This window comes from Desulfobacter sp., assembly GCA_028768545.1.
Taxonomy (GTDB): Bacteria; Desulfobacterota; Desulfobacteria; order Desulfobacterales; family Desulfobacteraceae; genus Desulfobacter.
Genome location: CP054838.1, coordinates 3,481,589 through 3,502,333, shown reverse-complemented (window position 1 = coordinate 3,502,333; position 20,745 = coordinate 3,481,589). Strand labels below are relative to the sequence as shown.

The following is a 20,745-nucleotide window of genomic DNA, read 5'->3' as shown; positions in this document are numbered from 1 at the left end:
TCCTTGAACCTTAAAATGCCTTGTTAATGGTGTCTGCAATGAACTGAACCTGGTCATCTGTCATATAGGGATGGACAGGTATGCTTAAAATGTTTTTGCACAGATATTCTGACACGGGAAAATCTCCTGGTTTGTATCCAAGCCGGGAAAAGGCGGTCTGAAGATGAAGGGGTTTGGGATAGTATATAGCCCATGGAATCGCATTCTTGTCCAATGCCTGGGCAATGGCAGCTCTGCGCTCTGAAACAATGGAAAACTGGGCCCATGCACTTTGACCTGGGTCCTGGAACTTTTGGATGCGGATCTCATCTTTCAGCAGTTTTTGGTAGATGGATGCAATTTTTCGCCTCCGACCAAGTTCTGATTCAAATATTTTCAATTTTTCTAAAAGTACGGCCGCCTGCAGGGTGTCCATCCTTGCGTTGATCCCCACTCTGATGTTGTCATATTTATTTTGACCTTTTCCATGGACACGAATGGATAAAAGGGTTTGGGCAAGTGCTTTGTCATTGGTAAACACGGCACCGCCGTCTCCATAGCAGCCCAGGGGTTTGGCAGGAAAAAAACTGGTTCCGGCAATCTTGGAGAGGCTGCCGACCATCTTATCCTTAAAGCTTGCCCCAAGGCTTTGGGCGGCATCTTCAATCACAACGAGCCCATGCTGTTTTGCAATTTTATTTATGGCTTCATAATCAGCCAAAAGCCCGAATATGTCCACAGGAATAATGCATCTGGGGTTAAACGAATGCTTTGGATGACCCTGGCACCGGTCCAATGTTTGTTCAAGTTTTTCAGGACTGATATTAAAAGTTTTTTTGTCAATGTCCACAAACACGGGGATAGCGCCGAGCATACAGATGACTTCTGCCGTGGCAATAAAGGTAAAAGGGGTGGTCAAAACATGATCGCCAGGTTTAATTCCGATCGACATCAAGGCCATTAACAAAGCATCGGTTCCAGAAGAGCAGGATATGACGTATTTGGCTTTTGTAAATAGGGATAATTTTTCTTCCAAAAGAAGGACTTCAGGTCCCATGATAAACTTACCGTGGGTGACCACATCATCCATGGCTTGTTTGATTTTATCTCCAATAAGATTATTCTGGGCTTTTAAATCAACAAAAGAAATAGGGGGGTTCATGGATTAATTCTCTTTTTGGCAATTTAAATAATGGTTAAAGACGTTTATTTTCATCCAGATCAATACAAACAAGGGTTTGATCGGGTGAGACCTTATATCTGAGTTTGGATTCAGGGCAAATATAAATTCCGTTATGATCGGCCTTGTCCATCCTGTGACCATGTCTGGAAATCCAGCAGACCTTTCGGGCAGGAACACCCATGACCAGAGCATAATCGGGAATGTCCGTTGCCACAACCGCTCCTGCAGCCACAAAGGCAAATCTGCCGATGGTCACCCCGCAGACAATGGTGGCATTGGCCCCGATACTGGCCCCCTTTTTTATTCGGGTTTTTTGATATAAATGTTTTCTGGAAATTTCAGATCTTGGGTTGGTTACATTTGTCAATACACAGGAGGGACCTAAAAATACATCATCTTCAATAACAACCCCTTCGTATACAGAGACATTGTTCTGGATCTTGACATTATTTCCAATGACAACATTACCTGATATGCAAGTGTTCTGGCCGAGACTGCATCCATCTCCGATTTTTGCCCCGGAAAGGATGTGGGAAAAATGCCAGATTTTAGTTCCCTTGCCGATGATGGCTCCCTCATCAACAAAGGCGGATTTGTGAACAAAATATTGACTCATATCTCTCCTTTTTTTTTAAGAAACGGGTGGCAATGTCGGGGGTCTTGAATTTTGGGGATTTTGCCTCTAAATCCTGCAACCAGTTCCAAAGAGGCCCTGGCATCCTTGATACCATATCCGTTTCCCTTAAGGATATCCTGGTAAACCAGGGTATGAAGATCGGTAAACCCGCCTGAAAATTCAACTTCTGAGTCATCCACGGTAATGGATCTAAAGGTAAGGGAGCCTTTTTCCACGGCCTGTGCGGGCAGGTCCCCATGATCTGCTGATAAAAACCATTTGACCCGGGCATTTTCAAGTTCCATGAATCCGGCCATTTTTTTAGGGTCTGACAAATGGAGCTCAGAATACTTTACTTCACCAAAAATCCAGATGAGCATATCAAAAAAATGAATACCGATATTGGTGGCAATCCCACCTGACTTTGACGTATCCCCTTTCCAGGAGGTAAAGTACCATTTGCCCCTCGAGGTGATATAGGTCAGGGTGATTTCTTTTTTTTCTTTGATTTTTATCTGATCAAATGATTTTTTTAAAGCAATGATTGAAGGATGAACCCTTAATTGAAGCACATTGAACACTTTTTGTCCGGTTTCATTTTCCATGAGTTCAATGGCATCTAAATTCCAAGGATTTAAGACCAGAGGTTTTTCACAGATGGCATGGGCACCGATTCTCAATGCAAACCGGATATGGGCATCATGGAGATAATTTGGGGAACAAATGCTGACATAATGAATTCTTTTATCTTGTCCAAGTCTTCGAAGTTTTTCAGCATGCCTGTCAAATCGTTCAAACTCCGTAAAAAATGAAATATCATAGGAAAAACTGTCCAGGACACCGACTGAATCGTGTTTATCAAGGGCAGCCACCAAGTTGTTCCCTGTACTTGTAATGGCTTTCATATGCCTTGGCGCCACATATCCTCCGGTTCCGATCAAGGCAAAGTTATTTTTCATTTTTTTCTCCTGATTGATTTTATTTTTTCTTTTTTTTTATAAACTGCAAAATATGAATCCGCCTGTGATGAATTTTAAGTTTGAACGATTTGCCCGGCAGAATCATACGTGTTTTACTATGCAGGTTCCGGTCCAGCAGATTTGCTTTTCATTCAAAACATGTGACCCGGTTCGGTTTTTCTATTTAAGATATTGTCAACAGGGCAAGCCTTTCATTGAGTTTAGCTCATCTTACAGCATGGTACCAGGTATTTAAACCAGTTTTTACAAAGGGTATAGATGTTTGGGTTGACAAAAACCTGACTCCTATCCTACCTATTGATAAATTTATGATGAACTCAATATATTCGACCTTTATCTTTTGGCCTGCCAACGGATAACCAGATAAAGAAAGCCGTAAATTAGAGGACCAGATAATGATAGAGAAAATGGATACCATAAAACAATTTTTAGATAATTACGACTTTTTGTTCAACTGGATAAGATGGTTTTATCCAAAAGCCAAAGGGATCCACCTGCTCTATCTTTTATATTTTTTTGTTCCCCAGAAGGTGATGCGCATTCACGGGTCAATTCCCTGGCCGGTGCATTATACCTCACGAATTCTTTTTCATAAGAATATTAAGATAGGTGTTCACAGTGCACCGGGTATGACTGGAAATTGTTATATCCAGGCCAGAAACGGGATTCAGATTGGATCCAATTTCAGGATGGGTCCTGGTGTCGGACTCATCAGTGCCGATCACAGTGAAGAAGATTATGATCTGCATTTAAAGGGTAAACCCATTGTGATCGGGGACAACGTCTGGATCGGAATGAATACGGTTATCCTTCCTGAAATAAAAATCGGAAACAATGTGGTTATCGGTGCAAATTCTGTTGTGACCAAGGATCTTCCTTCAAATTGTGTTGCCGTTGGAAACCCCTGCCGGGTTCTTCGTGAGAAAAAGCCCTACAAAGGAATTGATTATACGAAATGAAAAATAGGGTTGATGTATATCAAAAAATCTTAAAATTCTTATCTGTTCTGTTGGCATTTGCCATATTATTTCTTGTATGGACCAACCGTGTTCAACTGGTTGACTTGTACGGAAAAATAGATTTGTATTGGGTAGGGACAGGTCTGATCTGCTATCTGGCCAATTATTTTTTTCGAAGCTTACGCTTGCAGAGACTGTCAGAAAATAAGCTTTGTTTTTTCACCCAGGCATTTAAAATGTCAGCCCTACATGGCTTTTTTTCCTATCTTCTTCCCTTGCGTGCCGGTGATGCCTCCCTTCCCCTTCTTCTGAAATCCACCAGTAAAATAGGGTTGAAACAGGGGACCTTGTTTTTAATAAAAACCCGATTTTTAGATCTTTCCATGCTGGGTATATTCACCCTTGCAGGGTCACTTGTCGGGGCCAGAATGATCTCTTCACAGGTGCAGATGATCTGGTTTTTTACAGGAATCTTACTGGCGCTTTCTTTCTTTATAATGCAAAGACTCGGATATATCGGCAATTATCTGGTTAAAAAAAAATTAAATAGCAGTTTAGATATTTTATCTATTCTCAAATTTGATTCAAAAGAGTTTTTATTCACCTTTTTGATCTGGGTCTTCATGTATGCCACCCAATTGTGTGTGGTCAGATCCATGGGGCTTGATTTAGGCTTTTCTGAAGTTATTTTTATATCTGCCATTCAATTTCCTTTGCAGATGCTGCCGGTCCAGGGCCTTGCCAATACAGGAAACCATGAGGGCGGATGGGTAACTGCCATGATGCTCATGGGATTTTCTTCGGACACAGGTCTGGAATTTGCCCTGGTTTCCCACGGGATTTTGATTTTTTACGTGGTTGTTTTAGGGGGGGCTGCCCTTTTCACAGGAATAAAGGGGCAGAGATAAAAAAGATGAGCTTCGTTAAGAATTTTAAATTTGGGGGATGCTCATTTTTGTCCCTTTGATTACAATTTTTGAAATAGTTGTCAAAAATTGTTTTGAATTCACCCCAATCCGTTTTTTAAAATTTGGCCCTACTTTTAAGAAATATTTGTCCAAACCCTTTAAATCTGAGTGTTTTTTATAAAAAATATGGAAAATAGAAACTTTGGCAAACTAATTGCAGATCCAGATTCCCAAGAAAATGCAGAACAAAAATGGTTTAACCTAAAATCCTAACCAAGGAGAACATTATGAAAAAACTTTTAAACAACAAAAAAGGTTTTACCCTGATCGAATTGATGATCGTTGTGGCCATCATCGGTATCCTGGCTGCCATTGCCATCCCCAATTTCATGTCCTATCAGTGCAAAGCCAAACAGAGTGAAGCAAAATCAAACCTGGGTGATATCAGAAAAACCCAGGAAGCCTATTATGCTGAAAAAGACGCGTATGCCGCTCTGGGTACTGTGGGATGGTCCCTCAAAGGCGGTGCTGCCTCCGGTCGTTATGACTACACCATGAATTCAGCAAATTCCACAGGTTTTGTTGCCCAGGCAGATGCCACCTTGAGCACCCAGGCTGATCAATGGCGGATCGATAGTACAGGCAGTCTGACCAATACAGCCAACGCCTGCGATTAAATCCCATTCTTACGAGCCGTAATGATTCTGCCCTTTTTTCAGGGCAGAATCTATTTTAAATGAAATCTTTTTATCCATACCTTATCATTTTCTCCATATTAATACTTACCATCTTTTTCCAGGCCAACCTTCTTAAAGCACGTTTTAATTATTCATTTACCAACCCATTTTGTACCTGGTGCAATGAAAACGATGTGGAAAATGTGGATGAAGTGGTATTCATTCCCACCAATACTTTGGTTCTGCGTTCATTTGCCCCGGCAGATCCTGATTTTACTGCAGATCTGCTTTGGTTGAGGACGGCCTATTACTTTGGTTCCCATGCCGTGACCGACCAGGACTATTTTTATCTCTACTATCTGTTGAATAAAATCACTGATCTTGCGCCTGGATGGGAATATCCCTATCATTTCGGAGGGATCGTCCTGCTATTGGAGGCAGACATGCCTGTCCAGGCCTTGAAATTGACCAATAAGGGGCTTGCCTTTCACAAAACATCCTGGGAATTATACTTTATGAAGGGATATATTCTCTGGAAGGCGTTTAATAATTACAAGGGGGCGGCTGAGCAAATTTTCAAAGCCTCAGAGATTAGAGGATCTCCTGACTATTTTGCCCCTTTGTCCGTAACCCTTGCCCAAAAAACCGGAGATGATATTTTTACGGCAAGTTTTGCACAATTTGTTATGAACTCCCTAAAGGATGAGAACCAGAAAAAAATAATCCAAAAAAAAATGTCCGGACAATCAAACCAATGAAAAACACGGCCATAGAACTTATAAAACTTAATTATGCTGTCCCTACAGGTTTTTTAATGAAGGCAAAACCAATCATTAAAGACCTGAGTTTATCTGTAGACAAAGGGTGTTCCATGGGATTTCTTGGACCTAACGGGGCAGGGAAAACTACCACCATCAAATTGTGTGCAGGCATCATCAATCCCAATTCCGGAACGATTCTAATCCATGGAAAACCTGTTAACAACGCCTTTTCCAGAAAAAAAATCGGGCTTTTAACTGAAAATCAGTATTTTCCGCCTCACCTCACGGTCAAAGAATGGCTGAGTCTGCTGGGGCGGATTTCAGGACTGTCTGGGAGAACGCTTAAAGAGGCAATGGATTGGGTCCTGGCGTTGTTTGATCTGGTAAAACTTGGAGATTCACGGATCCATACCCTTTCCAAGGGCCAGGCCCAGCGGGCAGGCTTTGCCCAGGCCTTGATCCATAAACCTGAAATTCTGCTTTTGGATGAGCCCATGAGCGGTATGGATCCTTCATGGCGCTCCAGAATCCAGGAAATTTTGATCGCATATAAAAACAGGGGCGGTACCTTGTTGTTCAGCTCTCACATTCTTTCTGATCTGGCAAGGCTCTCTGATCATTTAACCTTTATTACGGGTGGGCAGATCAAATGGCAGGGCAGTGCGAATGAGGTCTCTGATACTAAAACAATGTATGAGATCATTTTCAGGTCAGATAATATTGAAAAAATTATCCAAATGATTCCAGATTCATACAAGGCCCAGCCCGACGGTAGCTTTAGGATAATTCTCGAATCCGAAAAGAAAAATATCATTTTAAAGCTGGCCGTGGAAAAATCCTTGTCCCTGTCTTCAATTACCCCGCTTTATCCTGGTCTTGAGGAGCTTTTTGTATGAGAATAACTTTTTTTCAGATTTTTGCCCTTTCAAAAATCACCGTTAAGGAAAACCTGCGGAACAGGGCTTTTTTCGTTCTTGTTTTTGCCGGAATGCTTCTATACTTTTTTAGCGCCATTCTTGGGATGATGGCCGTTGGAGATACAAGCCGGGTTATTCTGGATGGAGGATTTTGGATATTGGGGATATTCGGGCTGATTTCGTCATTATTTTTCGGTTTGAACATCATTCAGGCAGAGGTGAAAAGAAAAATTATTTATATGATGATTTCAAGGCCTATGAGCCGGACAAATTATATCCTGGGTAAATTTTTCGGGATATTCATAATCATGCTTCTCCTTTATCTGGTTTTATCCGGGATTTTTATCCTGCTCTTGTCTCTGACCCACACCCCCATATCAGGTAAATTTTTTATTGTGCTTATATCCATTTTTTTGGAATGGTCTGTAATGGCAGGGTTCAGCCTTTTTTTTGCCGTTTTTACCTCTCCTTTTCTCCATGGGATTTTTCTGACCGCCATCTATTTTATAGGTCATTGGACAAAATACCTTTATGCCTATGCCCAGAATACACAGGAGTTAAGTTTAAAATATATCCTGACAGGGTTGTACACTCTTTTTCCCAACCTTGAAGCCTTAAATTACAGAACCCTGGTGATTTATGAGCAAGCCGTTGATTCCTCACTTTTAGTTCAAAGTCTTTTAACCGGATCCGGATGGATAGTTGCAGGGATTGTAGGGGCCGTTTTTATTTTTAACCAAAAAAAACTGGATTAGAACGATATGCCGTATACCTTGGAAAAAAAGAATATTCTCTTCGGACTGGTTTTAACGGCTTTGATCATTACCCTGGTTTACGCCAACACCTTTGATGTCTCATGGCATCTCGACGATTACGACAACATCACAAAAAATCCCAGGATTACCATATCCGACCTATATCCTGATACCCTTGCCAATAACTTTATTGCCTCTTTTGACGGGGGGAAATATGAGGGTAGAGAAATCTACCGTCCTGTAGCCATGTTTACCTTTGCCATGAACTGGTATTTTCACCAAGACAGTTTATTTGGCTATCACCTGGTCAACCTGATCATCCATATCACAGCAGCTGTTTTTTTGTTTTTTTCAATCAATCTTCTGCTGTTAACCCCCAGGATGAGTGTTGAAGACAAGACCTTAAGATACCAAACCGCATTGCTCGCAGCTATTGTCTGGGCTATTCATCCAATTCAGACCATGGCGGTCACCTATATTGTCCAGCGCATGGCCTCCATGGCCGGGATGTTTTATATTATCGGCCTTTTTACCTATTTAAAGTTCAGGTTTGCCTCCAGAATAAGATCTAAACTTTTTTTTCTTCTGGGCTATATTTTAGCCTTTTGTCTTGCTGTTGGGGCCAAGCAAAATGCCATACTTTTGCCCGGAGCCACTTTGCTGGTTGAATTATTTTTTTTCCAGAAGATTACAGCAAAAAAAATATTTAGACCGAAGGTTCTCTTAAGTTTTCTTATACTCGGCCTATTTTTTGGTATGGTCGCCTTTGTCTATACCGGCGGAGACATTAATGAATTATTCCAAAACTATTCCCAAAGGCGGTATACTCCGGTTCAGCGTTTGATGACCGAATCAAGGATTCTTTGTTTTTATCTTTATCAACTTGTCTATCCTGTGGCATCCCTCTTTTCCATAGAGCATGATTTTAACTTGTCCACAGGGCTTATATCACCCTGGACAACGCTTAGTTCAATTTTATTTGTCATAGGTTTGATTTTAACGGGTGTTGCAGCCTTAAAAAAACAGCCCTTGCTTGGATTTGCCCTATTGTTTTTCTTTTTAAATCATATGGTAGAATCCACTATACTTGACCTCGAACTTGTATTTGAACATCGTAATTATATCCCTTCCATGTTTTTCTTTCTGCCCTTGTCTTTTTTTTGCGTCAGCTATTTCAAAGACCTTAAAATCCAAAAAAATAATAGATTTATGCTCGTTCTTTCTTCGATACTTCTTACCTGTTTTATTTTTATTTTGGGAATGGGAACCTATCTTAGAAATATTGAATGGAAAACCGAAAAAAGCCTCTGGCTTTCTGCTCTGGAAAAAGCACCTGGCAGATCCAGGCCGTACCAAAATTATTCAGCCTTTCATGTTCAATTTCAAAAAGACTGGGATTTTGTCATAGAGTTGAATAAGGAATCTCTGGAAAAAAATAATAGCAAGCCTGCCTATTCAAAAATGGTGGCCTATGTTAATTTAGGTCTTGGATATGAGAAAAAGGGCGAGATTGAAAAGGCAATCAAATATAGACAAAAAGCAATCGAAGTTTTTCCTCTAAAAGAAAATATAGCCGGCTATCTTCAACTTTTGGTTAAGGCTGACAAAATAGAGACTGCTGCAAAGGCTATATTACAAAATATCAAGCATAAAAATTTGAATCAGATGGGGTTAAACCTAAGGACCTTGATATATCTGAAAGATCATCAATTAAAGCCTGCTTTAAAAAGTGGGCTTGAAGCCATTTTAAAAGATCCTTTTGACCTTGATGCTATCACCTATTTTGGGTATGCCAATATGGTGAACAATGAGTATGCCAGGGCAGAGCACTATCTGAATAAAGCCATTTCCCTCAATTCTCCCAATCAGCTGTACATCGGTATTGCCCTGATTCAAAACTATTTCGGCCAGAAAGATATGGCAAAAGCAGAGGAACAAACTCTCAAAGTACTTGAACATTTTTCTTTGGAGGATATTTTCTCCATGCTGGATAGTATTCAAAAGGATGCTTATCCGATTTTACCCTTATCCGAGGAGGAAATAAGGGCTGCCTTTGCCAGAGAAATTAAAGTACAAACCAAAGAATTGGAAAACGGCCGGGCCTGGAAAACCCAAGAGCCTAATATTTAAGATAAAAAAATTGAAAAAATCGGGTCATCTTTGTATACTTTATTAAATTTTAAATATTCGATTTTATTTAGCCAATGGGAATAGAATTGATTTTGAATTATTTGTTTTCAGAAAAAATAACATTGGTGATATTTAATCAGTTGACATGATATTTAACCAAATATGATCAAATTCAAAGAGTGTGCTGAGTAAAGATAAGTGTACGCTTAAAACCCTTAACCCTTAATTTTTAGATATATTTTTATTTATCCAAAGCCATTGCATTCATTTTGCATATCAAAAGGTGAACATGATAAAATCAACAGCCCATAAAACAAAGGAATCAGGATTCACGGTGATAGAACTTGTCATTGTTTTATCCATGATTGCTGTTCTTTCCGCGATAGCACTTCCTAATATGGGCGGGATGATCAAAGAATATCAGCTTAGAAGCGCGGCAAGAGGGTTGGTTGCCGCCATTCAGAATATAAAACTCATGGCAGTAAAGGAAAATAAAGAAATCAGGATTGCCATTCGCCAGACCGGAGGCAAGTCCCAGTACATTACCTTTCTGGATGCAAACAATAATGCGGATTATGATGTCGGAGAAGAACTCAAGACCATTGAGCTTAAAACTTATCTGACGCTCACCTCCAATTATGCAGATAATGAATTCGGATTCAACGGCAGGGGGCTGCCAAGTGACGGACTGGGCAATGGCACTATTACCCTCACGCTTGCAGGAGGAAATTCTAAAAAGGTTGTTATCAACACTGCCGGGAATATCAGGGTGGAATAGGGGGATCCATGGACAAGACAAAACAGCAAAAAGGATTCAACAATAAGGGGTTTACCCTGATTGAACTGCTTGTGACCATGGCATTGGTTGGTATTGTTGCAGCAGGCCTGATTTCAAGTTTTCTAGGGCAGCAGGAGGCCCATATGGGCCAGGAGCAGGTGGTTGCCATGCAGCAGAATATCAGGTCAGGCATTTATATCATGACCCGGGAGATTCGCATGGCCGGATATGATCCTTATAATGGAGATTCCAATGCCGGTATTATTAATGCGGGAAACGGAAGCAACCAGGCCAATGCTTTGACCTTTTCCTATGTGACAGATGATGACGGAAAAGACAATGCAGAAGATACGGACGGGGATGGGGTTTTAAACGGAACTGACGGTGTTGTTGGTGAAAAAGGAGAGCTTTCGACCATCTCTTTTTATCTTTACGATGCCTATGCTGACAATGACTTGGATCTTGGAATGAAAATCGGTACGGCCAATGTCGCAGCCATAGCCGAAAATATCGATGATACCAATTTTACCATCTCTTATCTTGATTCGAGCGGAAATGCCACAACGGTTATCAATAATATTGCTGCTGTGCAGCTCAATATTACGGCCAAGGTCGGGACAGGAGAAGTGGACCGTACGGTTCAAAATTCCACACGGAATGTCACCACCATTATTCAGTGCAGAAATTTAAATCTTTAGCCGGGATGTTTGCAGATGAAAAATAAAAACCATATCAAAATCCAGGCCGGATTTACCCTGATTGAACTGATGATTGCCTTGGCCATCCTTTCCATTGGAATGCTGGGGATCATGAGCATGCACATCGGGCGCATTCCCATTTTCCCGGTTTTAAAAAGGCCTGTCTTTTAGAGCAAAAAGAATGATATCCTCTGTTACGCTGAAATGAACATAAATGGATTGTGCTAATGAAGAAAGCTGAAGATTGTAATACTGTTGATGAAGTCCTTGCATGCCTCAAAGAACTGGAAGAAGATCCAAATCGCTTGGTTCGTAACGCTAACGAATTAGAACAGATGGAGCAGGAAATCCTTGAGTATACAAATCGGATAAGCGCTTTTTTTTTAAAAAAAAGATCCAGGCCTCAGTAGATTCCTCTGAACAGGTCGACCAAGAAAAAGAATTGATGTCCAATTGGCCGGGACGGATGAAAAGCGAAGGGCTTGAGACCGTTTGGATTCAGCTTTGTACAGATAGTTCGGTTGATATTCATGTTCGATACTATCGAAGGTCCTGTGACCGCCGAAAAGGAAAAAGATATAAAGGTGCATACGCTGGTTTAATCCTTCTTGGAATCCATGATCGCTGCTCGCCTGCTTTGGCTTCTATGGTGAGTTCTTGGTCAGCCTTATTAAGTTCTTTTGAAGAAGTCCGTCAAGTGCTTTGTGACCGTGGGATGACGTTGGGTATAAAGGTCATCCGTAAACTGACCTATCGGTACGCAGAGCGGGCTCGAGCCGAACAACAAGCGGGCCGAATCCCATTAAATGATGGAGATTTACTTGAAGGGCGGCGAGTCGTTATCAGCACTGATGGTGGCCGCACTCGGCTCAGAGAGAAGAAAAGGGGACCAAAAACCCAAAAGGATAGAACCCGATTTCGTGGGGCATGGCGAGAACCCAAGCTTTTGATCATTTATGTAGTGGACGCCCATAGAAAACAAGAAAAAAGCTTTTCACCATTTATTGATGGCTGTTTCAATGGACCGGATGGTGTATTCCACTTGTTAAAGGGTTATTTGAACTCCCTTCATATTCAGAACTCAGACAAAATACTGTTTGTTGCAGATGGGGCACATTGGATTTGGAATCGAATCCCCGGACTGCTAAAAGCATTGGGTTTGGCTCCTGAGCGTGTGTATGAACTTCTCGATTTCTACCATGCAGTTGAGCATCTGGGTACAGTAGCAGGCTTAAGGAAGACCTGGTCATCCAAGGAACGCAAACGCTGGGTATCGAAGCAGCGAGGTCTTCTGCTGAAGGGAAAGGCGATTGAGGTGGTACAGGCCGTCCAGAAGCTTTGTAGAGGCAGAAACAGTAAGGCTATCAAGACGGAACGGGATTATTTTGTGCGCAATGAACTGAGGCTTAATTTCTCAACTGTAAAAGCGTTGAACTTACCTATTGGCAGCGGTGCTATTGAAAGTTCGATTCGGAGAGTCGTGAATTTACGTCTTAAAGGTCCATGCATCTTTTGGTATCGGGAGAATGCAGAAAAAATGATTATGCTGCGATCATTTTATAAAGCAGGGCGTTGGAACTGCCTGAAGCAGATGGCAAACATGCACAATCCAGTGCCAGCGGTATAACCGGGAAAATGGGAATGCGCCCTGCACATCAGTTCCATTCAGGGCAATGCAGATACCGTTAAATTTACCGACGCCAATCTCACGGCCCAAAGCCAGGTTGAATCCTTTGTGATGGCCGGCTATAACTCCATAACAAATGCCGGTGCCTCCACGGCAGACGGGTATACCGTGGTCACCACTGCTGACCTGGATACCGTTCCTGCCGGATTTACCCTGGAATACAAGGTGACGGGAATTGATCTTGATACGGATGGAACCGATGATGTAAAGGAAATCAATTTAAGGGTAAAAGACAATGAACAGAAGATCAGATCAAATATCACCTTTATCAAATCAGGGATATAAAATTAAAATGAAGCCATTAATTTTTAAAAAAGACCCGATTTTAAACAATGAAAAGGGATCTGTTCTGCTCCTGGCATTGATTCTCTTGTCCGTTTTAACCGTTATGGGATTAAGTTCGATCAATACCACCTCCACTGAATACCAGATTGTCAGAAATGAACGCATTTATCAGACCAATTTTTACCATGCAGAATCCTGCGCCAATGAGGGTGCCTTTTATTTGGAAAAAGAAAATAATTCAAGTGAACTGATTCCTGAATATACCAATAAAGCCTGGGTTCACCCGGATGACGGAACCATAGATTTTTCAAATGCTGACAACTGGATCACGGCAGGCGGGGCGTCAGACAATGCCGGCACCTCTTCCATTACCAACATTGACAATTCAAGTTTTTCAACCATTGCTGAAGGCCTCAGAGATGGCAGTTCTCTGGATATCGGCTCATCAAGGCTTTACGAGTTTGCCGTCTATGGAAAATCGGCTTCCAACAATGGAAGTGCAGTCATCGAAATCGGGTATTTAAAACGCTTTTGATCAGCACCGAGCCGAAGGCTTTAAAAGGTCGTGGTTCGTTTTTTGCATATTTAGCTTAATCCTTACCTGAACTTTTAAAGCCGGTAAAGCCAAACGTAATTTAGGAGGCATGATGAAAGGCAAGCGATTGAAAACCTTAAGATTGGAAAATAAACTTATTTTCAGGCTGACCCTCTGGTTGGCTTGTATAATCATGCTTGCGCCGGTTGATGTCTTGTTGGCCGTTTGTGCTGATGATATATCCAACGTTCCCATGGAAACCAAAGTCCAGGCAGCGCCTGCCAATGTCATGTTTGTTCTTGATAATTCAGGGTCCATGGACTGGGAATTTATGACCCCCCAAAGCGATGGTAAGTTTGAAGGGGAATTTTATTTGTATCCAGATTCTGCCTTTATCAATTCCTACCAGGACAGGGCATATAACTCAGACTATATCCTGAACTCCACTGAGCGCAGGATGTGGAAAGGGCAATGGGCTGGCTATAACAAACTTTTTTTTGATGCCAATGCCATTTATTCGCCCTGGCCCAAGATGAATGATGCTGACACCTCAACGCCATGGTCCAACCCCTATAATACCAACTCTTCAAGTTCCAAGTTTAACATGGAAGGAGAGTATTACGCTTTAACGGCCGGATCCGGGGGAACCGTCTCTGTAAAAAACGCCCATTATTTTGTCCTAGATGATACTGATTCAGATGGTGTACAGGATACGGGAGAGGATGTTTATCTGGTGAATTTTGTTGCAGGTGTCAGGGCCTATTACCTGTTCACCGATCATGACAATGACAACACCATGGACAATGGCGAGCTCTACCTGAAAACCGGGGCAGCAATCCCCAATGGCGTAAAGGCAAGCCGGTATGATGAAGATGATACCTTTTTAAGCTATGTCACAGATGCCCAGGACCTTCAGAATTTTGCCAATTGGTTTTCTTTTTACAGAAAGCGGGAACTCACGGCAAAGGCGGCTGTTGCAGGAGCTATTTATAATCTTGACTGGGTATATGTGGGATTTTATTCCATTAATTCAGGATTAAGACAGACGGTTCTACCCATAGGCATTGAGGTGGATGTTCCAGGCACAGGATCTGAAATTGTAATTGACAATAAGGATTCAGGATATTCCGAACATGACTCATGGTATGAATCCAGTGCATCCAAAGAGTATAACGGCAGTTCAAGATACACCACAAGAAGAGGGGGATATGCACGATTTACTCCCAATATTTCTTCTGTCGGCACCTATAAAGTCTATGTCTGGTACACCGAGGCGGGAACCCGCGATACCCAAGCCCTTTACACGGTTTCTTATAACGGAGGAACCTATACAAAAAGAATCAACCAGCAGGTGGATGACGGAGAATGGGTTGAGTTGGGTGACTACGAGTTTCAGGCCGGCACCTCCGGTTATGTTGAAGTGAAAAGGGACAATACAAGTACAGGATCCAGCAGCTCAGCCGATGCTGTAAAATTTGTGGAACTTACCGGCAGTTCAACCACCTCCATTCTTGATGAAACCGATACCCTGCTCAACAACCTCTATGACATGAATTCTTCCGGAGGCACCCCTTTAAGAACCGCCCTTGAAAATGTAGGAGAATATTTTCACGCAGATGACGGACATTCCGGGGGGCTGGGTGATTCCCCCTATGCCAGTGAAGCCAACGGCGGGGCCTGTCAGCAGGCATTTGCCATTGTGATGACCGACGGATTCTGGAATGGTGATGATCCCGGGGTGGGAAATGCAGATGCCAATACCTCAAATATTTACGACGGGGTCCCCTATGCAGATCCGGACTCGAACACCCTGGCCGACGTGGCCATGTATTTTTATAAAAACGATTTATCCTCTAACCTTGATAATGTTGTACCGACCAATTCATGTGATCCTGCCAATCACCAGCATATGGTTACCTACGGGGTCTCTTTCGGGGTTACAGGAGGTTTAACCCCTGAAAATTATCATTCCTGCCTTTTGGATGGAAGCAAACCGCCCTGGCCGGATAATGTAAATACGGATTCTGAAAAAATTGACGATCTTTACCATGCATCGGTCAACGGCAGGGGCTTGTTTTTCAGTGCCGGCAACCCCCAGGAACTTGTGGCCTCTCTGGCCAGTGTGACCGCCAATATTGCCTCAAGAATTTCTTCGGGTGCCTCGGTCTCTGTAAATGGTGAAGAACTCAATACCGGTACCACCCTGTACCAGGCCAGTTATATTTCCGACAATTGGACAGGGGATGTCACCGCATATCCGGTGGATCCGGCCACAGGAGAAATTAAAAAAGAGGAATCGGACATCCTATGGCATGCCTCGGATCAGCTTCAGCTGTTGTCTGCTGCCCAGCGAAACATTATCACCTATGATCCGCTGTCCGGATCCGGCGTTGAATTTAGTTATTCCGAACTGGATGCAGACCAGAAAAACCATATGAATCCGGACCCTGCCACTGCTGAAAAAGTTGTCCGTTTTATCAGAGGCGAGGAGATTTCAGGATTCAGATCCAGAAGCAAAAAATTGGGGGATATTATCCATTCAGCCCCTTTGTTCATGGGAGAAAGTATTTATGCAGGTGCAAATGACGGTATGTTTCATGCTTTTGATGCTGACACCGGCCAGGAGCGGTTTGCCTATATCCCCAATCTGGTTATGGATAATTTTCACAATCAAACTACCCCTGAGGAGAGCTTTTATGCCTCAGGCTACACCCATCGCTATTTTGTTGACCTGACTCCCCATGCAAGGTCCGGAGTTGAACCCGGGTCTGACTATTCCCATTCAACCTTTACCTATCTTGTGGGGGGCCTTGGCAAAGGGGGCAAAGGATATTATTGCCTGGACATCACGAATGCGGATTCAAAAACCTATTCAACGGACATCAGTTCGGTTAAACCCATGGTTAAATGGGAATATCCCACCACAACAGCCACTCCAGATGAAATAGACAGCCTTGGGTATTCCTACAGCATGCCCTTTATCGTAAGAACCAATATCAGTTACACGGAAAAAGATGCCTCCAATGTGGAAAAAACCAAGTACAAATGGGCTGTGATTTTCGGCAATGGATATGGAAGCGATAACGGGAGTTCTGAATTATTCATCATTGACATGGACGGAAAGCTTATCCGAAAAATCGATACCAAGGCTTTGGGGTGCAACGGCCTGTCCACCCCCTTCATCATTGATGTAAACAATGATCTTCGTGCGGATTACGTATATGCCGGGGATTTAAAGGGCAATCTATGGAAATTTGATCTGACCTCCAGCGATCCTGACAAATGGGAGGTGGCCCACATGGACGGCACCACTCCGGCCCCGTTTTTCTCGGTCCCGGGAAAAGCCATTACCTCCAAACCCGATGTTATGCGCCATTGCAATTCAGGTTATGTGAATACCGATCTTTCCTGCGCAATGAATACCACCCCAGGGTATCTTGTGACCTTTGGCACCGGAAAATATCTAAACGAATCTGACAGGACCTCCGCCGCCAGCGAATATGTATTTGGTCTCTGGGATTATGGTGATGATGATGACGATGATGAGTATCTGGGCAGTTTTGACCCAACAGCCACGCCCCAGCTCGGCAATTTGGCCAATACCATCTCTTTGGTTGAACAAAAAGAAGAGGCGTCAAGCGGATATTATAACGGGGTTTATCTTAGAATTCTGACCGGAAATATTCCGGACTGGACCGTGGCCTGTGATACGGATTCGGATGAAAATCCCGACCCCACCGCCAATGTTGGATGGTTTTTTCAACTCAACGGCGGTGAAAGGGTGATCAAGGATATGATTATCCGTAACAACAATCTGATTTATTTAACATTTATCCCGGATACCTCCCCTTGCTCAGGCGGCGGCAATTCCATCATCCACGAGGTCAATGCCTGCACTGGCGGCCGGCTTGATTCTGCCCAGTTTGACATTAACAATGACAGGGAAATTACCGATGACGATCTTTTGGAAATTGAAGTGACCGATCCTGTCACGGGCGGGAAAGTAACCATATTTGTTCCCCCCACAGGTAAAATGCAAACCGGTCTTCTTCATATCCCTGTGTTTATACGCTTTCCCGATAAACCTGTGGAAATGAAGATTTTTTCCACCTCTGCTGCCTCCACAGAAACCCTGTACGAGTTAGCTGAACCCCGGGGGATGTTTTATTGGAGAACCCATTAACCCGGAAAATAAGGAAAATAATGAAAAAAAAAATGTATATTTTGATCGTTTGTATCCTGTTGGCCCCGGTTGGTTTAAATGCCCAAAGCTTTGATCTAAAGGATATTCAGTCTGTTCCCAAATTGGAGATAAAAGCACCATCCCTTGAATCCATAATCGGGAAGTGGAATGGCCGGGGACGTGTTGACGGGGTTATCCCGATCGTCTGGTAATCAATGACTCAAATTTCAACATTCGATCCAGCCTAAAACTGATTTCCACCCAAGGGATTCAATTTTCAGACCCTTTGGCCAAGGGAATGTTTGTTTATTATTTTACAGGCCCGGGTAAAACAATTACAAAGCTGGCCATAGACCTGGACAAATAAAAGGCCACAGGAGGCTTACCATTGAAAACCAAAATTTTATCTGCCGCCGTCATCCTTTTTATGATTTTGTCGGCTACCCTAAATGCCGAATTTTATAAATATACAGACGGGCAGGGCAATACGCTATTTACGGATGATCTTTCAAAAATTCCACAAGCTCAACGGGAAAAATTAATTCGATATAAAACCATTACAAGTCCTGCTCAGCCCAGGAGCAACCCTGAAAAAAAGCAAACAGACCCACGGAAAATTGACAAAGCATCTGATGCGGATTTAACTGCCCTAAAAAACTGGATTCTTGACGAGCAAATAGCCTTGGATAATCAAAAGATAGAGCTTGAAGCGATGAAGCCCGGCATTAATACCTTAGAGGATCAAAACGCCTACAATGAAAAAGGACTCTTATAAATCAAAGAATAAATATTTATAAAGAAAAGCTTGCCGACTACCGCCAAAGGACTCATCAACAAGACTAAATCTATTTTAGCAAAAAATAAAATGAGACTGTCACAAAAGTTACGGTCTCATTTTTATCTGCCTTTCATTCCCATCAATTGACTTTTAGTACAATTCGTTTTAGATAAAAGACCATTTGCACCATTTGCACCATTTGATTAATCTGGAGGAAAAATGAAACACCCTTATTCTATTCGACCTGTTATCTTTCTTTGCCTTGTCATCCTTTCATGCCTTTTGGCTTCAGGGTGCATGTTTAATACCGGAGCATCAAAACCCGAGGATACCCCGCCTCCGGCAGCAGCGGATAAACAGGATGCTGAACTTAAAAAACCCACAGCCGTTTACCATGATTTTGAAGATGTACTCGTTCCGTTGGAGCTTAGCATTGTAAAAAACAGAACCATGATCATTTCAACCCCCGGGTATCGGTCAGGTATTCTTACACTCAAAGGACGGGTGGATTCCACCTCATTGTATAATTTTTTCTCCAACAATATGGAAAAGGACAATTGGGAAGTGATTTCCAGGATTAAATCTCCGGAAACCACCATCATGGTGTATCATAAACGATCCAGGTGTGCCGTGATTACCATCCGTGACGAACAATTTTATACCTATGTGGAAATCGGGGTGGCCCCGACCCTTGAATCATCTTCTCTTGGAAAATCAAAGACCCTGACATACTAATGGATATTAAAGACAAACATATTCTTCTGGGAGTCACCGGCGGGATTGCCGCCTATAAATCCGTTGAACTGCTCCGGTTGTTTAAAAAAGCAGGAGCCCAGGTCACCGTTGCAATGACTCAGGCCGCCACCCGGTTTGTCGGCAAAACCACCTTTGAGGTTTTATCGGAAAATGAGGTCTTATCCGATCTTTGGACTGATACCCGATCTTCGGTCACCCACATTGATGTGGCGTCCCGTTCCCGGGTAGCTGTTATTGCTCCGGCCACGGCCAATATCATAGGCAAGCTTGCCCATGGTATTGCAGATGATGGACTGACCACCACCATGATGGCCGTGACCTGTCCTGTGATGATATGTCCTTCCATGAATTCAGCCATGTATGAAAATATCAGGGTCCAGCAGAATCTTGATCTTCTTGAAAAATCCGGGATGCAGATCATTGATCCGGATTCAGGGGCCCTGGCCTGCAAAACCGTGGGCGCAGGCCGTCTGCCTGAGCCCTGGTTTATTTTGGATCGTCTCAAGGCCCTTTTAACCCAAAAGGATTTAAAGGGTAAAAAGATTCTGGTGTCGGCAGGTCCTACCGTGGAAGCCATTGATCCTGTCAGGTACATCAGCAATCATTCTTCAGGCAAGATGGGATACGCCATTGCCAGGGCTGCTGAAAACAGAGGGGCACAGGTCTCCCTGGTCTCGGGTCCGGTCAATCTGTCCGCTCCTGTGGGCGTTGACCAGATCTGTGTTGAAAGCTGTGACCAGATGGCCAAAGCCATGCTCGATCGGTTGGACCCGGCTGATATCATCATTAAAGTTGCGGCCGTGGCCGATTACAAACCCGTGTCCAAGCAAAACAAAAAAATTAAAAAAACAGGGGCTGCCAATGGATTAACCTTGGAGATGGCCCAAAATTTGGATATTCTCAAAACCATTGGCCAGCAGAAAAAAAACAAACAGTTTCTGGTGGGGTTTGCAGCGGAAACCAACGACCTTGAAACCCATGCCCTCGCCAAAATGGAACAAAAAAACCTGGACATGATTGTTGCCAACCTTGTGGGCGGCACAGATTCAGGATTCAAGTCTGACACCAATAAAGTCAAGATCTTTTCAAGGGACGGTTTGGTACAGGACTTACCCATGATGGACAAATTCAAGGTGGCACATACCCTTTTGGATGCTGTCTTGGAAAAGATGGGCTGATC

20 protein-coding genes and 1 pseudogene are annotated in these 20,745 nt (G+C 42.9%); 18 read left to right on the top strand and 3 right to left on the bottom strand.

Annotation, left to right across the window (positions count from 1 at the left end):
- Positions 1-10: 10 nt before the first annotated feature.
- The 3 genes from HUN05_16980 to HUN05_16970 are packed head-to-tail and all read right to left on the bottom strand — an operon-like array spanning position 11 to position 2,737.
- Positions 11-1,141, bottom strand: a complete 1,131-nt coding sequence (locus HUN05_16980; GenBank protein WDP86606.1) for a DegT/DnrJ/EryC1/StrS family aminotransferase — start codon at positions 1,139-1,141, stop codon at positions 11-13.
- Between the two features lie 34 nt (positions 1,142-1,175).
- The gene (locus HUN05_16975; protein ID WDP86605.1) at positions 1,176-1,778 is read right to left on the bottom strand and encodes an N-acetyltransferase; all 603 of its coding nucleotides are present in this window, start codon (positions 1,776-1,778) and stop codon (positions 1,176-1,178) included.
- On the bottom strand, positions 1,775-2,737 hold the full coding sequence (locus HUN05_16970) for a Gfo/Idh/MocA family oxidoreductase (GenBank protein ID WDP86604.1): 963 nt from the start codon (positions 2,735-2,737) through the stop codon (positions 1,775-1,777). Before HUN05_16970 ends, HUN05_16975 begins: the two co-directional genes overlap by 4 nt.
- Positions 2,738-3,153: 416 nt before the next feature.
- On the opposite strand from HUN05_16970, the gene HUN05_16965 reads away from it, so the two are divergent.
- The 18 genes and pseudogenes from HUN05_16965 (at position 3,154) to coaBC (ending at position 20,743) form a co-directional block, all read left to right on the top strand.
- Positions 3,154-3,717: an acyltransferase gene (locus tag HUN05_16965; protein WDP86603.1), complete on the top strand. Its 564-nt coding sequence runs from the start codon at positions 3,154-3,156 to the stop codon at positions 3,715-3,717.
- Positions 3,714-4,625 (top strand): flippase-like domain-containing protein, encoded by a 912-nt coding sequence (locus tag HUN05_16960; protein ID WDP86602.1) that lies wholly within the window; start codon positions 3,714-3,716, stop codon positions 4,623-4,625. The genes HUN05_16965 and HUN05_16960 overlap by 4 nt, the downstream gene beginning before the upstream one ends.
- 287 nt (positions 4,626-4,912) lie before the next feature.
- The gene (locus HUN05_16955) at positions 4,913-5,302 is read left to right on the top strand and encodes a prepilin-type N-terminal cleavage/methylation domain-containing protein (GenBank protein WDP86601.1); all 390 of its coding nucleotides are present in this window, start codon (positions 4,913-4,915) and stop codon (positions 5,300-5,302) included.
- A 194-nt stretch (positions 5,303-5,496) separates the two neighbouring features.
- Entirely contained in the window at positions 5,497-6,060 is a 564-nt protein-coding gene (locus HUN05_16950; protein WDP86600.1) for a hypothetical protein, read from the top strand.
- Positions 6,061-6,116: 56 nt separating this feature from the next.
- Positions 6,117-6,959: an ABC transporter ATP-binding protein gene (locus HUN05_16945; protein WDP86599.1), complete on the top strand. Its 843-nt coding sequence runs from the start codon at positions 6,117-6,119 to the stop codon at positions 6,957-6,959.
- Positions 6,956-7,735 carry an ABC transporter permease gene (locus tag HUN05_16940; GenBank protein WDP86598.1) on the top strand — a complete coding sequence of 260 codons (780 nt, stop codon included), beginning with the start codon at positions 6,956-6,958 and terminating at the stop codon, positions 7,733-7,735. The genes HUN05_16945 and HUN05_16940 overlap by 4 nt, the downstream gene beginning before the upstream one ends.
- A 1,029-nt stretch (positions 7,736-8,764) precedes the next feature.
- Complete coding sequence (locus HUN05_16935; GenBank protein WDP86597.1) at positions 8,765-9,865, top strand: hypothetical protein; 1,101 nt, start codon at positions 8,765-8,767, stop codon at positions 9,863-9,865.
- A 334-nt stretch (positions 9,866-10,199) separates the two neighbouring features.
- Positions 10,200-10,643, top strand: a complete 444-nt coding sequence (locus tag HUN05_16930) for a GspH/FimT family pseudopilin (protein ID WDP86596.1) — start codon at positions 10,200-10,202, stop codon at positions 10,641-10,643.
- Positions 10,644-10,651: 8 nt separating this feature from the next.
- Positions 10,652-11,341: a prepilin-type N-terminal cleavage/methylation domain-containing protein gene (locus HUN05_16925; GenBank protein ID WDP86595.1), complete on the top strand. Its 690-nt coding sequence runs from the start codon at positions 10,652-10,654 to the stop codon at positions 11,339-11,341.
- A gap of 15 nt (positions 11,342-11,356) precedes the next feature.
- The gene (locus HUN05_16920) at positions 11,357-11,512 is read left to right on the top strand and encodes a prepilin-type N-terminal cleavage/methylation domain-containing protein (protein ID WDP86594.1); all 156 of its coding nucleotides are present in this window, start codon (positions 11,357-11,359) and stop codon (positions 11,510-11,512) included.
- A 56-nt stretch (positions 11,513-11,568) separates the two neighbouring features.
- A complete protein-coding gene (locus tag HUN05_16915; protein WDP86593.1) occupies positions 11,569-11,751 on the top strand; it encodes a hypothetical protein in 183 nt (60 codons plus the stop codon).
- Between the two features lie 56 nt (positions 11,752-11,807).
- Positions 11,808-12,968: a hypothetical protein gene (locus HUN05_16910; protein WDP86592.1), complete on the top strand. Its 1,161-nt coding sequence runs from the start codon at positions 11,808-11,810 to the stop codon at positions 12,966-12,968.
- Between the two features lie 108 nt (positions 12,969-13,076).
- Complete coding sequence (locus HUN05_16905) at positions 13,077-13,313, top strand: hypothetical protein (GenBank protein WDP86591.1); 237 nt, start codon at positions 13,077-13,079, stop codon at positions 13,311-13,313.
- 7 nt (positions 13,314-13,320) lie between these two features.
- Entirely contained in the window at positions 13,321-13,848 is a 528-nt protein-coding gene (locus HUN05_16900) for a hypothetical protein (protein ID WDP86590.1), read from the top strand.
- Between the two features lie 109 nt (positions 13,849-13,957).
- Positions 13,958-18,031 (top strand): hypothetical protein, encoded by a 4,074-nt coding sequence (locus tag HUN05_16895; protein WDP86589.1) that lies wholly within the window; start codon positions 13,958-13,960, stop codon positions 18,029-18,031.
- Positions 18,032-18,419: 388 nt separating this feature from the next.
- The gene (locus HUN05_16890) at positions 18,420-18,806 is read left to right on the top strand and encodes a DUF4124 domain-containing protein (protein ID WDP86588.1); all 387 of its coding nucleotides are present in this window, start codon (positions 18,420-18,422) and stop codon (positions 18,804-18,806) included.
- Positions 18,807-19,181: 375 nt separating this feature from the next.
- Positions 19,182-19,544: pseudogene (locus HUN05_16885) on the top strand (hypothetical protein).
- On the top strand, positions 19,544-20,743 hold the full coding sequence (gene coaBC / locus HUN05_16880) for a bifunctional phosphopantothenoylcysteine decarboxylase/phosphopantothenate--cysteine ligase CoaBC (protein WDP86587.1): 1,200 nt from the start codon (positions 19,544-19,546) through the stop codon (positions 20,741-20,743). Before HUN05_16885 ends, coaBC begins: the two are co-directional and overlap by 1 nt.
- The last annotated feature ends 2 nt before the right edge of the window (positions 20,744-20,745 follow it).